This is a genomic window from Sorangium sp. So ce302 (assembly GCF_051530145.1).
Classification (GTDB): Bacteria; Myxococcota_A; Polyangia; order Polyangiales; family Polyangiaceae; genus Sorangium; species Sorangium cellulosum_B.
On sequence record NZ_CP150326.1, the window covers coordinates 7,716,983 to 7,730,796 of the forward strand.

Sequence of the window (13,814 nt, forward strand, 5' to 3'; positions counted from 1 at the left end):
CGCGGGGCGCGCGGCGGCCCGGTCGCCCGCTCACCGGGGGTTCAGGATCATGTCCAGCTCCTCGATCGCCTGCCGCTGGATCGCGGTATCGAGCCGCACCTCCTCGAGCAGGGCGCGCGCCTCCGGGTAACGCCTCGCGATCACGAACGCCCGGATCCAGAGCACCTTGCGCTCCGACGCGAAGAGGGTGTTCGGCATCTCGCGCTCGTAGCGCTGGAGCGCCGCGGTCGCCCGGTCCGGATCGCGCGCCTGCAGCGCCTCGGTGACCGCGTCGAACAGGGCGATGTCGTGATTGCTGCCGGGCCCGTCGATCTCGATCTTGAGCTTCTCGATCGTCTCGGCGGCGACCGGCGCCGGCGAGCGCTCCCCCCGGTCGCGCGGCGGCACGCGCGCGCGCCGCTGGGCCGGGGGGCTCGGCCGCGGCGCCTCGACGGGCGCCGGGGCCGCCGGCGGCGCGACGGGCGGCGCCGGCGGCTCGGCGGGCCGGCGCGGCGGCATGGCGGCGATGAGCGCGGGCACGACGTGCCTCACCTCCTGCGGAGGCGGCGGCTCCGGGGCCTGGAGCGCGAGCCATGCCGCCCCCGTGGCCGCCGCCGCCGTGGCCGCGACGGGCGCGGCCACGCCCAGGGTCGGCACCTGGACGAGCTTCGCGAGGCCCTTGAGCCACGCCGCGGCGTCGCTCAGCGCCTGGCCGACGCCCCCGGCGGCGTTCCCGGCGCTGCCCGCCTTGAGTGCCCCCACCGACTCCTGCACGCCGCGGAGGATCGAGACCCGGACGTCGTCGGGCACGCGCGGCGAGATCCGCGCGGTGGCGAGGAGCGCCGCCAGATCCAGGGGCAACACGAGGCGAAAGCCCTCCCTCTTCCGGTCCTCGCGCCGGCGCTTCAGGACGATGTCGTGGAACAGGCGGATGGCGCGCGCGCGCCACTTGTACGCGGTGGACAGCGGGATGCCGCGCTGCTGCGCGAGATCCGCCATCGGGGTGCTGTGGAGATCGTGCCCGACCAGGATCCAGTGCGCGTCGGCGTCGAGCTGCTGCATGAGCTCCAGCACGACGAGCCGCTCCTGATCCGAGATCAGCAGCTCTTCCGAGGTCTTGGAGGGGTCGACGAGGGGAGGGAGCTCATCGTCGGGCACGAGCTCTTCGTAGCGGTGCTGGGCCCGCTGCAGGTAGTGCGAGGCCGTGTGGACCGTGATCCTGTTCAGCCAGCGCTCGGGCCGGGAGATCTCGGGATTGTATTTGTTGAAGCTGAGGTACGCCGCGAACAGCACCTCCTGCGCGAGGTCCTTGCGATCGCGCAGCGGGACCCCCAGGCCCGTCAGCCAGCGCCCTACGAGCGCGGAGGTTTGCTCACGAAAGAGAAGCTCGAAAGCGCGCTCTTTCTCGGGTGGGCCACCTTGGCCCGGACGTCGAGGTCTTGTCATACACAAGTCCAGTTCCGGGCACGGACGGGAGATTGCCGCCCGAAGCAGGCCACGCGCGACGGACGGGGGGCCCGGACGGCTGCTCACGGGCGTCCGGAGCCCGGAAATGCCGCAGAATCCTCGCGAAAACGGGGGGCCAGGGCGCTCCGGAGCCATCCGATTATCGAATATCATTCTGAAGTACAATTCATGCTGAGAATGAATCATGCTGCGCCCAGGTTGCGGCGCGACGAGGCGCCGGGACGCACCGGCTCGCCGGAGATTCCGGGTGCGTCCGCGCGCGACTCGAGGCAGGCTGGCGCCCCCGCCCGGCGGATCCAGCGCATGAAGCTCACCGACTTCTCTCTCGCATCGATCGCGGCGAGCTCGCGCCGCAACACCATCCGCGACGTCTGGGACAAGCTGAGCCTCCTGCCAGGGGGCAAGCGCCTGTTCAGCCGGCTCATCGGCGCGATGGCCCCGTACACGGGGACGATCCGCGCCGAGGTCGAGGTCCTCGAGCGCGGCCGCGCGGAGGTGTCGATGCGCGACCGGCCGGGGCTGCGCAACCACCTCCGCTCGGTGCACGCCGTCGCGCTCGTCAACCTCGCCGAGCTCACCGGCAACACGGCGCTGTCCTACGCGCTGCCCGATGACGCCCGGTTCATCGTCGCGGGCCTCTCGATCGAGTACGTGAAGAAGGCCCGCGGGACGATCCGCGCCGTCTGCGAGTGCCCTCTCCCGGAGACCAGCGAGCGCAGGGAGTACGATATCCCGGTGAGCCTGCGCGACGCGACGGGGGCCGAGGTCGCCCGCGCCGTCCTCCGCAGCCTCGTCGGTCCGAAGAAGCACCCCTGAGCTCGGCGCCGCGCCGCCCTACGGAGCCCCCCGGCGCTCCCGACCCCTGCATTCCGGCAAAGCGCCACGCGCCGGAGCCCCCCTGTACTCCAAAGCACCTGCGCTACGGCGGAGCCCTAAGCTCCGGAGCAGACGTGTGCTCCAAAGCACCTTGCGGGCCGGAGCAATCCTGTGCTTCGGAGCAATCCTGTGCCCGCAAGCACACGGGGAGCTCAGCTGCCGCCTGACCTCCCCTGAAGCGTCTCACCCCGTCCCACACCGAGCCAGAGCGCGGACAGAGGGTTCGAGTCAACGCGCTCGACAAAGCGCTTCCAGGGTGTTTCGATTCTTCTCATGAGGAACCGGTCAACGATGGTGGCGCTCGCCGCGACGGGGATCAGCGTGATCTTCGCGGCGTGCGGGGGGGCCGATGGCTCGGTCTCCGCCGGCGGAGCCGGCGGAGCGGGTGCCGGGGCCAGCACGGGGACAGGCCCGGGGAATGGCTCGGGGAATGGCCCGGGAACAGGCGGGGAGACGAGCACCGGATATGGCACCGACGGGCCTGGAGAGATCACCACCGGGCCCAGCAGCGGCGCCGGAGAGGGCGCCGGCGGCGAGGCGTCGTGCGCGGGGGAGACGAAGACGGCGGAGCTCGTGCCGCTCGACCTCTACATCATGCTCGACTCGTCGGGGTCGATGAGGGATCAGCTCGCGACGGGCGGCACCAAGTGGACCGCCGTGACCGACGCGCTCGAGGCCTTCTTCACCGACCCCAAGTCGGAGGGGCTCGGCGTCGGGCTCCAGTACTTCCCTCTGCTGAACGCCGGCCAGCCCATGAGCTGCAGGACCAACCAGGAGTGCGGCGTCAGCGGGCCGTGCGCGCTCCGGGCCTGTCGCAGCTCGTTCGACGCCCGCACGGGCCTCCAGGTCTGCGTCGCCGACTCGGACTGCCCGGACGGCGACGAGTGCATCGACATCGGCGTCTGCTCCCAGAACACGGACGTCATCTGCGGTGACATCGGCGAGCGCTGTCCCAACCGCGCGGGCACGTGCAACAAGGTGTCCCGGAGCAGCTGCGCTCACCCGTACTCGTGCGTCACCGAGGACTACGCGACGCCCGCCGTCTCGATCGCGCCGCTCGACGCCGCCTGGGCCGACGAGCTCATCGGGTCGATCGACCGGACATTCCCCGACGGGGGCACGCCCACCGCCGGCGCCCTGTCCGGCGCGATCGCCCAGGCCCGGGCCCACGCCGAGGCGAACCCGACCCACAGGGTCGTCACCGTGCTCGCCACCGACGGGATGCCCACCGAGTGCAATCCCACGTCCGCCGACGGCATCGCGGAGATCGCGGCCGAGGGGCTGGGCGGCTCGCCGAGCATCTCGACCTTCGTCATCGGTGTCTTCGGCAGGGACGACGACGGCGCCCAGGCCACGATGAACCGCATCGCCGAGGGCGGCGGGACGACGTCGGCCTACTTCATCGACACGAGCTCCGACGTGACGCAGGCGTTCCTCGACGCGCTCAGCGAGATCCGCGGGACGAGCCTCGCGTGCGAGTACCAGGTCCCGGCGCCGTCCGCCGGGCAGACGCTCGATTACGGGACGCTCAACGTCCAGCACACGCCGCCGGAGGGCGCCGACCCGTCGACCATCTTCTACGTGGCCAGCGACGCGCGCTGCGACGCGACCGCCGGCGGCTGGTACTACGACGTCGACCCCACGACCGGCGGCACGCCGACGAAGATCGTGATGTGCCCCGCGACCTGCACCCACTTCCAGGCGGGCGGGCAGGTCCAGGTCCAGGTCGGCTGCAAGACCGAGATCCCGCCGATCAACTGAGCCCTTCCCCCCACGCTCGCCCGCGCCGCTCGCCTGCGCGACCGGCAGCGGGCGGCGCGCTCATGCGTCGAGCGCCGCGGGCCGCACCGTGGCGGCCGGGCCGCGGGTGCGCAACCAGAAGTACGCCGCGGATGCGGCGAACAGGGCCCCGCAGACGAACGCGGTCGCGTAGCTGAAGCCGACGAAGAACTCGAGCCACGAGCGCTTCGCCTGGCCAAAGCTCTTGTAGAGCAGGAGCGCCACGCTCCCGAGGTAGCCGAAGGCGTCGGCCGCGGTGATCAGGAATCCCGCCGTCGCCACCGAGCCCACGGCCGCGATGAGCCGGTCGAAGAGGACGCAGTTGTACGGGACGTACCCCACGTAGAGCCCGAGCCCGACGCTGATCATCCAGGCGACGGGGCCGATGACGCCCGCCTGGTAGAGCGCGGTGCTCAGCCCCGCGAGCGCCGCCCCGGCGACCATGACGCCGTGGATCGCGACGAGCGCCGCGCGGTTGTTGCGGATGCCGATCATCACCGCGACCGAGAGGAGCGCGCCGATCGCCACGGGGATCTCGGCCGTCGTCAGGATGGCCGGCTGGTCGGTGTAGCCGAGGGCGTCCCAGATCTCGCGGGCGAAGTTGTCCCGGAAATCGCGGTAGGCGGTGAGGACGACGTAGCCGAGGACGAGGGTCGCGAGCCCGCCGGCGTTCGCGAGGACGAACGCGCGCCGCGCGGCGCGGTCCATGGGCGCGCGCCGGGTCCGGAGCGCCTCGTCGTCCACCGAGGGCGGCGGGATCTGCGCGAGCATCCACACCGAGAGGAGCAGCGGCGGGAAGAAGAGGGCCCCCGTCACCGCGGGCATCCACACCTCCGGGACCCCCCAGCCGAGCGTGATTTTGCCAACAGTCTTTACGAAGCCGCTCGCGACGATGAAGCTGGCGCAGAGGCCGGCGCCGAGCAGATCGCTCACGCGGCGCCCCTCGAGGAAGCCGAAGACGAGCCCCCAGACCATGCCGAGGGGCAGGCCGTTCAGCACCAGGAAGGCGGCGGCGTACGGGGCCGGCGCGAGCCCGAACAGGACGAGCGCGACCTCGCTCACCGCGATGCACGCGAGGATGGCGCGCGCGCGCCGCTCGGGCGGCATCTCGGAGACGATCTTGATGCCAAGGAACTTGGAGGCGCAGTACCCGAGCACCTGGGCGATGATGTAGAGGCTCTTCAGATCGAGCGCGGGCAGCAGCGGCAGCGCGACCATCCCCTTGTAGGAGCCGACCGCGAACGGCTTGCGGAAGGCGTACATGCAGAAGTAGGTCGAGAACGCGGCGATCACGGCGAAGGCCGTGAACACCGGCGCAGGGGCTCGCTCGAGCCATTTCGTCACGCTTCGCTGGGCCGGCATGGGAGCTCCGAGGAAGGCGCGAGGGTAATCGCGGCCGCGCGGCGCGCGCATGGATTTTCGGTGAGGAGCGGGCCGGGCTCCCGCCCGCACACGAACACGCGAACCGCGGATCTCGCCGTGGCCTGCCGAGCGTCCGGCCGGTATGCCGCGATGGTCACATTTTTCGCCTTCCGCCCTGCTCTTTCTTCTCCCGGCTCGTGTCGCGGCTCGCCCTTTGTCGCTCCGCTTTTCGGTCCTCGCTCTTCGTCTCTCGCGCCTTTCGCGGGGCGCCCGCGAGCGTGCGGCGTTCGAGGAAGCGCATCGACAATCGATGAGGCGGGCTCGTCCGTGGCGCCATAAGGCGGGCTCATCCGCAGAGCCATGGTCGAGCTCGGGTGCTCGGAAATCAACATCTCGGTGAGAAACGCCGCCGCGCAACACGGAAAGTCATGTGACATCGTCCGTCGGCTCCCGAGCCACGCTCAGGGGAGGCCCTAATTCATGATGTCGTCACTGTGGCACAACGTCTCTGTGAGACGCTTTGGTCGCTCCGGCATGGGGCGCATTGCACCTCGCAGCGGGGCCTGACGGGGCGAAATCTTCCTGAAAACGGAGCGAAATACCGCCCTCGCCGTCCTGGAACACCCCTTGCGATGTCGGATCGCGCCGGGGCGTCGGGGCCCTGGATCTTCAGCCCACGCGGCGCCGGACAGGCACGCACGACAGGCGGCCCGATACGGCTGTCCTCCCGCACGCTCGTGCGTCGCCCAAATGTGGACCGAGCGTCGGCTGGATCACCGGAGAGGAGCGGCCCAGTTTCGCTGCCGTGTCGCTCTTCTCGCAAGACTCGCAAGAAAGGCGGAGGAGTCATGCCGAATCGTCAGGGATGGATCGACGAGGAACATAACGATGGGCCGGGGCGCGACGACGAGCGGTTTGGGCCAACCCAGGGTCAGCGAGGCGATGAGCGATATCGTGGCGAGCGTGGAGCGAGCGGGGATGCTAGTTACGGGCATCGTGGCAACTACGAGCAAGTCCTCCAGCGAGACGATCGGCGCCCTTCCCGCGGAGGTCACGATGATCTCCGCGGTCGCTCCGATCAGCGAGAGTCTGTCGGACGCGGCTACGAGGGCGAGCGCGGCGGCGAGGGCGACCCGAGCTGGCGCGGCCACGGCGGCGAACGCGCCTGGGAGGGCCGACAGGATCGCGGCTGGGGGCAGCGCGAGGACGCCCAGCGTAAGGACTGGGGCGGCCAGCGTGATGACTTCCAGCGAGGAGGTCGCGACGATCTTGACGCCAGGCGCGGCTACGGCGGCGGCCAGGGCGGCTTCGGCGGCGGCCAGGGCAGCTTCGGTGGCGGCCAGGGCGGTCACGGCGGCCAAGGTCACTTCGGCGGCGGCCAGGGCGGCTACGGCGGCCAAGGCGGCTTCGGCGGCGGCCAAGGCGGTCACGGCGGCGGCCAGGGCGGATTCGGCGGCGGCCAGGGCGGCCTCGGTGGCGGCCAGGGCGGCTTCGGTGGACAGGGCCACTTCGGCGGCTACGGCGGAGAGGGATTCGGCCGCGGCCAGGGCGGATTCGTCGGTGGCCAGGGCGTCTATGGCGATGAGGGCGGACAGGGCCGCTTCGGCGGACAGGGCCGCTTGGGCGAACAGGGTGGCTTCGGCGGACAGGGCCACTTCGGCGGACAGGGTGGCTTCGGCGGCAGCCAGGGCGGTTATGGCGCCGGTCAGGGCCACTTCGGTGGCCAGGGTGGATTCGGCGGCCAGGTTGGCCAGGGCGGCTTCGGCGGACAGGGCCGCTTCGGCGGCGGCCAGGGCAGTGAGGGCGGCCTCGGAGGCCAGGGTGGATTCGGTGGCCAGGGTGGATCTGGTGGCGGCCAGGGCGGCTTCGGTCGCCAGGGAGGCCCGGGCGGAGTCCAGCACGAAGGATACGGAGCCCGCGGCGGCCTCCGGCAGTGGGCCGACGACGAGCGCGGCTGGAACGAGCGGCCAGGACAGCAACGCGGGTACGAAGGCCACGAGTCGTCCTTCGGCGGCGATCAAGGCCCTTCCCCTCAGCCCTACGGCGGACAGGGATCCGGCGGACAGGCCCCAGGCGGCCGCAGCTTCCTCCAGACCGTTCGACAGGGCGGCGGGCTCAGCGGCTCGCGTGGTCGCCCGCCCAAGGGGTACAAGCGCTCGGACGAGCGGATCCGCGAGGATATCTGCGACCAGATCTCCGATCAGCCGGACCTCGACGCGAGCGACGTCGAGGTGAAGGTGCAGAACGGCGAGGTCGTCCTCTCCGGGACCGTCCGCGAGCGTCGCTTCAAGCACCAGCTGGAGGCGCTCGCCGAGCGGATCTCGGGCGTGGTCGACGTGCGGAACGAGATCCGGCTCTACCGCGAGCAGCAGCAGGGCGAGGTGAGGACGAGCGCGGGGTTGTCGTCGAGCGAGCGCGCGGCCGCGAGCACGAGCGGCGTCACCGCGGGCTCCGCGACCTCCATCGGCGCGACGTCGCCCCCGGAGACGAAGAACAACGAGTCGCGCCGGAACGCCTCATGAGAGTTCCACCGAGCTCCACGTCAACGGGGCTCATCGCAATCTGAAGTCGCACGCCGACCCAAAGACGCGCGCGCCGCGCGCTCGTCCCCTGAGGTTCGTCTGGCGAGGGCCTCGCAATCGCGAGATCGCGGGGCCTTCGTCGTGTCCTTGGGCGACACGGTACCCGGTCGTGGGCCGGGGGGACGAGAGAGGCCGTCAGACCCCTTCGTCCCGAGGCAGGCTCAGGGGAGCTCCTCGATGTCCGAGGGCACCCGCGGGTTCACCTCGTAGTGATCGAGGAACTGACCGCTGAACCCGGTGATCTCCACGTCGTCCCCCGGGGCGACGCCGCTCACGTCGATGCCGGTCCCGGCATAGACGAACACAGTGACCTCGCCCGAGCCGTCGTCGACGTGGAACCGGTAGCCATACTCCCCGTCGTCGAAGACCTCGTCCACCACCGTGCCTCCGATGCGGACGAGGGTCCCCTCGGAATCCTCGCCCACGTCGCCCGTGTCGATGGGCTTCGCCGGGTGGACTGGATGGGAGCCGGAGACGGCGATGTCCGTGGGCTGGACGCCGAGGACCTGGCCGTAGCTGTTCGCCACCGTGCCAGTCACCACGACCTCCTGGCCGAGCGCATAGCTCCCACCCAGCGCGTCGTGGATATAGATCCCCGTGCGCCCGCGCTGGATGGCGAACCCCTGGTCGTTGGGCGCGAACGCGCCCGAGGGGACAGACACGACGCCCTTGACAGTGACGACCGTCCCCTCGGGCTGCGCCCGCGCGAACCGGATCGAGTTGCCCGCCGCGGACAGGGGCCCGGCGGTGATCAAGACAGCGATGAACGCGGCGGCGCCGCGGAAGAATGTACGCATGAAGATCTCCTTGATGGTCGCCCGGCCGGGTGGGCAATCGTCGAGGTCCACCCGACTGGGCATTTGATTCTCAATGCAATATTACTGCGAGCATCAATATGGCAGGGAGTGCTCGGAAGCACCGGTCACGGGCTCGAGAAAAGCAGGGAGGCCGGCGCCCAGCGCCCGAGCGTCTCGAGTCCATCGAGGGTCGGCGCGGTCAGCGAGTCACCGATGGCGAACCGATTGCCGACGATCGTCGCGCCGTGGGCGCTGAACTTCGCGGCTCCGGCGTTATCCTCGAACGGCTCGAAGACCCCGCCCCCCACCAGCGCGCCGATCAGATAGCTCGTGTTGGCTTGCAGCGTGACCGGGCTCGCGAGCGTGTGGTAGCGATACGTCTCGACGAGCGGATCGGTGCTCAGCACCGTGGTGGACGCGAGGAGCGTGGTGCCCGTCGCGTCCCACAACCCGACCTGGAGACCGCCGCCGACGAAGCCGTCGGTGGCCGGTCCGGAGAGGCTGCCATCCTGTCCCCCGAGGGCGCTCACCGTCATGGCGCTGCTCCCCACCTGGAACAGGACGCCCTGGGTGTACGGGCCATCGGTCCGGTGGCTGGCCGGGGCGCCGCTGTCGCTGAAGAGCGCGGTCTGGCAGCCCGCACCGAAGCACCCGAACAGCGCGCTGGCCGGCGCCCAGCGTCCGAGCGTGCCGGTGCCATCGATGGTCGGCGCGGTCAGCGAATTGCCAACGGCGAACCGATTGCCGACGATCGTCACGCCGTGGGCGCTGAACTTCGCGGCTCCGATGTTGTCCTCGAACGGCTCGTAGGCGCCACCCACCAGCGCGCCGATGAGATAGCTGGTGTTCGGCTGGAGCGTGATGGGGCTCGCGAGAGCGCGGTAGCGGTACGTACCGACGAGCGGATCGGCGCTCAGCACCGTGGTCGACGCGAGGAGCGTGGTGCCCGTCGCGTCCCACAGTCCCACCTGGACGCCGCCGCCGACGAAGCCGTCGGCGGCCGGTCCGGAGAGGCTGTCGTCCTGCGCCCCGAGGGCGCCGATCGTCACGGCGCTGCTCCCCACCTGGAACTGCGTGCCGATGGTGTACGGGCCATCGGCCCGGTGGTCGCCCGGGGCGCCGCCGTCGCTGAACATCCCGGCCTGGCAACCCGCGCCGGAGCACCCGAACAGCGCGCTGGCCGGCGCCCAGCGCCCGAGCGTCCCGGTGCCATCGATGGTCGGCGCGGTCAGCGAGCCGCCCGAGGCGAACCGATTGCCGACGATCGTCACGCCGTGGGCGCTGAACTTCGCGGCTCCGATGTTGTCCTCGAACGGCTCGAAGGCGCCACTCACCAGCGCGCCGATGAGATAGCTGGTGTTCGGCTGGAGCGTGATGGGGCTCGCGAGAGCGCGGTAGCGGTACGTACCGACGAGCGGATCGGCGCTCAGCACCGTGGTCGACGCGAGGAGCGTGGTGCCCGTCGCGTCCCACAGTCCCACCTGGACGCCGCCGCCGACGAAGCCGTCGGCGGCCGGTCCGGAGAGGCTGTCATCCTGCGCCCCGAGGGCGCCAATCGTCACGGCGCTGCTCCCCACCTGGAACTGCGTGCCGATGGTGTACGGGCCATCGGTCCGGTGGTCGCCCGGGCCGCCGCCGTCGCTGAACATCCCCGTCGCGCAAGCGGTCGACGAGGGATTGGAGCACACCCCGGTCATCGGGTTGCAGGTGCCCGCGTCATGGCACGCGTCGGAGGGCGCGCAGACAACGCCGCTGCACAGGTCGGCGGGAGGGATCTGGCAGTTCGTCCCCGTGTAGCCGGACGGGCAGGCGCAGGTGTAGCTGCTCCCGCTCGAGGCGCAGGTGCCGCCGTTCTGGCAGGGCGCCGCGGTGCACGGGTTGGCGTTGCAAACCCCGCCCGCGCAGTTCCCGGTAACGCAGTCCGAGTTCGTGCTGCAGCCGCCTCCGACGACACATTGCGGGCACGTGCCGCCGCCGCAATCGTTGCCCGTCTCGGTGCCGTTCTTCGCCCCGTCCGTGCACGTCGGCGTCAAGCCGGAGAAGGCGGCCGGGACAGCGGTCTCACCGGAGCTGCCGAGCCCCCAGCAAGAGACGGTGCCCATCGAGGTCACGCCGCACGCGTGCTGTCGGCCCGTCGCGGCCTGGACGAACGTGGTAGGGGGCGGAGTCGCCTGACCATGGCTGTTGTCCCCCCAGCAGTGGAGGGTGCCGGTGGTCCTCAGAGCACATCCGTAAAGGTATCCCAGGCTGAGCTGGCCGAAAGAGTCGAGGGTGGGCGGGGTGGCCGCGTCCGCGTCGTTGTTGCCGGTGCAAGTGAGCTGGCCCGCGAAGAGGGTACACGTGGTCTGTCCGGAGCTCGTGGCGACCTGCGTGTAGGTCTGGGAGAAGGTTGTGGGGCTGTTCCCCCAGCAGACGGGCGTCTGGTCCGCTCGCAGGCCGCAAGCCCGGTAAACGCCCACCGAGACCTGCGTGAAGGTGCCCGGCGGCGGGCTGGCTTGGCCGTAATCGTACTGGAGGCCGTCGTTCTGGAGCCCCCAGCAAGCGAGGTCGCCGTTCGTCCGCACACCGCAGGTATACAGCTCGCCCGACGCGACATACGAGAAGGTGCCCGACGGCGGGCTGGCCTGGCCATAGGAGTTGTCGCCCCAGCAGCTGACCTGGCCGCTCGTGCCGATGGCGCAGCTATGCCAGCCTCCCGAGCTGATCTGGGTGAAGGTGCCGGCCGGCGCGCCGAGCTGGCCGAAGGTGTTGTCGCCCCAGCAAGAGAGGCTGGCGTCGTTCTTCACGACGCACGTGAAGTCGTTACCCGCGCTGACCTGGGTCACGGGACCGGGGCCCGCCTGCACCACGCAGCCCGGCCCGGGGCAGGCCACCGTGTAGCAGACGTCCAGCCTGGGCCGTACGCTCACGGTGGGCGCCTCGCTGCTCCAGAACGACGTGGCGCCGTAGTTCATATAGGTGGCGGACGTGTCGAGGATGTCCGCGTAGAGCGCGACGCCGTAGTTCGGGGTGTCCCCGATCGTCCAAAGCTGCGTCATCAGCGTGACGTCGGCGCGCGCAAAGCCTTTACCGTACTGCAGCGTCGCGCTGGGCTGGCGGTAGAGCTCAGGCCTGTTGCCGAAGGTAATCGTCGCCTCGTCCCACGGTCCGGCCGCCGCGTAGAACGTGCTCGCCTCGTAGGGGCTCAAGTTGTTCTCGACGAAGAGTTGGATGAACGCGGACGTGACGTTCGCGTACGTCGGGATCGAGCTCAGGTCCCACTGCACGTGCGGCAAGTACCTCGAAGTGCCCCCCGTACCTCCCGGTCCATAGAGGTTGCTCTGGGCCGCGATGCCGGCGACGAGCTGGGTGGGGGGGTCGTGGGGGGTCAGGTACCGGGCGGTGGCGTCGACGACGTTGCCCGAAAACCCCCGCTGGACGGTGACGCACGACGCCTGTGCGACAGCGGTCGGCGACTGCGTGACAACGAGCGTGCTGAAGTGGTCGATCGCGACCGTGAGCGTCTGCCGCGGGGGAGAGACCGAGCTGTCGAGGGTGAGGAACCCGTTGCGTCGCTCGCAGTTCAGGCCCGAGTCGTCGCAGAGCCACGCGCTCGGCGTGGTCGCCGTGAGCGGTACGGGAATCGTGAACAGGAGCCCCGGCGAGAACCGCGTGCCCGAGGGGCCGAACTGGTAGATCGGGAAGAGCACCGGATCCGCCGTGGGCAGCGAGGAGGGGAGCAACGACGGATCGCTTGTCGCCTGGAGCGTGATGGTGACGGGAGCCGCCGATGTGGCGCCGCCGACCTGCACGGCTGTCTCGGGGGCGATCTGGAGGACCGCGCCGCCGAGCGTGAACGTCTGCGCCCCGAACGCGCCCGGGACGGCGTCTTGCGCGACGAAGCAGGAGCCCGTGGCGCAGTCGCCCATGTGCTGGTCGCAGACCAGCGGCGTGCCGTTGCAGCTCGTGCCGCCGCAGACATCGGGGCCGACGACGTGCGCGCACGCGCCACCCTGGCAAGTGTCCACCGTGCAAGGGTCCCCGTCGTCGGTGCAGGCGGCGCCGTCCGGCACCGCCGCGGGGATCACGCACACACCGGTCCTCGAATCGCAGCCCCCTGGCTCGCACTCGTTCGTGCTGGTGGGGCAGGGCGCGGCGCAGAGGCAGGTGTAGCCTTGCGCGTCGTCGACGCAGGTGCTGCCCTCCCCCACGCAGGGGTTCGAATCGCAGTGCTTGACGGCGAAGGCGTCGATCTCGCAGTTCACGCCCGTGTACCCGTGCGCGCAGGAGCACGTGTACGTGGAGCTGGGGGGCGCGCCCGGCGTGCAGACGCCGCCGTTCTGGCAGGGGTTGGGCTCGCAGGGGAGCGAAGGGCTGTCGCAGTCGGCGCCTGTGAACCCCGGCGGGCACTGGGTCTCGCAGCGCTCGCCGCCCCAGCCCGCGTCACACCCGCAGACGCCGTTCGTGCACGACGAGTTGCCGCAGCAAGGGAGCGTCCCGTCGCAGGACGCGTTCGCGGGCAGGCAGCCGTCGCCGCTACAGCTCGGGTTGCCCACGGCGATGTAGTCGTGGAGGTGGCCTACGTGTTCGAGGATGCAGGCGTCCTTGCTGGCCTGGAGGATGGTGTAGGGGTGGCTCCCCGAGCCGGCATGGTGGCAAATCTGGACCTTGCCGTTGACTGCCAAGAGCGTGCACAGCAAGCCGACGAGGGGCTGCTCCGCCGCGCCGACGTGCTCGGAGTCCGATTCGTCGGGTATGTCCGTGCTGGAGCACCCGATACCGAGGAACGTGAAGCAGCTCAGGCCGAGCAGCGCGACCATCGCGCCGAGCCTGCGAAGAGAGGTGACATGCGTCATGACGCTTCTCCTTTGGCGGGACGCGCGGTCGCGATCCGCGGGTCGCCCGCCGGGAGCGGCACCCTGCGTCAGCTCGTCCAAGGGAGCGACCTGGATCGTGATCCAGCTTTCGGAGATGCACGCTCTCGTGGTAACCT

8 protein-coding genes are annotated in these 13,814 nt (G+C 70.6%); 3 read left to right on the plus strand and 5 right to left on the minus strand.

Annotated features, from left to right (window positions below; genetic code table 11):
- Positions 1-30: 30 nt before the first annotated feature.
- Positions 31-1,425, minus strand: coding sequence for an RNA polymerase sigma factor (locus tag WME73_RS29150; RefSeq protein WP_437911649.1), 1,395 nt, complete (start codon positions 1,423-1,425; stop codon positions 31-33).
- 324 nt (positions 1,426-1,749) lie between these two features.
- Between WME73_RS29150 and WME73_RS29155 the strand changes: the two genes are divergently transcribed.
- Together WME73_RS29155 and WME73_RS29160 are read left to right on the plus strand one after the other, a co-directional pair.
- On the plus strand, positions 1,750-2,262 hold the full coding sequence (locus tag WME73_RS29155) for a hotdog fold domain-containing protein (protein ID WP_437739662.1): 513 nt from the start codon (positions 1,750-1,752) through the stop codon (positions 2,260-2,262).
- Between the two features lie 333 nt (positions 2,263-2,595).
- Positions 2,596-4,083 carry a hypothetical protein gene (locus WME73_RS29160; protein WP_437911650.1) on the plus strand — a complete coding sequence of 496 codons (1,488 nt, stop codon included), beginning with the start codon at positions 2,596-2,598 and terminating at the stop codon, positions 4,081-4,083.
- Between the two features lie 60 nt (positions 4,084-4,143).
- Here the strand turns inward: WME73_RS29160 and WME73_RS29165 are convergent, their stop codons facing one another.
- Positions 4,144-5,463 (minus strand): DUF5690 family protein, encoded by a 1,320-nt coding sequence (locus WME73_RS29165; RefSeq protein ID WP_437911651.1) that lies wholly within the window; start codon positions 5,461-5,463, stop codon positions 4,144-4,146.
- 773 nt (positions 5,464-6,236) lie between these two features.
- Entirely contained in the window at positions 6,237-7,484 is a 1,248-nt protein-coding gene (locus tag WME73_RS29170; RefSeq protein WP_437917528.1) for a hypothetical protein, read from the minus strand.
- A gap of 147 nt (positions 7,485-7,631) precedes the next feature.
- On the opposite strand from WME73_RS29170, the gene WME73_RS29175 reads away from it, so the two are divergent.
- Positions 7,632-7,985: a BON domain-containing protein gene (locus WME73_RS29175; protein WP_437873903.1), complete on the plus strand. Its 354-nt coding sequence runs from the start codon at positions 7,632-7,634 to the stop codon at positions 7,983-7,985.
- A 221-nt stretch (positions 7,986-8,206) separates the two neighbouring features.
- On the opposite strand, the gene WME73_RS29180 is transcribed toward WME73_RS29175, so the two are convergent.
- The gene (locus WME73_RS29180) at positions 8,207-8,905 is read right to left on the minus strand and encodes a hypothetical protein (protein ID WP_437739665.1); all 699 of its coding nucleotides are present in this window, start codon (positions 8,903-8,905) and stop codon (positions 8,207-8,209) included.
- A 62-nt stretch (positions 8,906-8,967) separates the two neighbouring features.
- On the minus strand, positions 8,968-13,677 hold the full coding sequence (locus WME73_RS29185) for a DNRLRE domain-containing protein (protein WP_437911652.1): 4,710 nt from the start codon (positions 13,675-13,677) through the stop codon (positions 8,968-8,970).
- Positions 13,678-13,814: the final 137 nt, after the last annotated feature.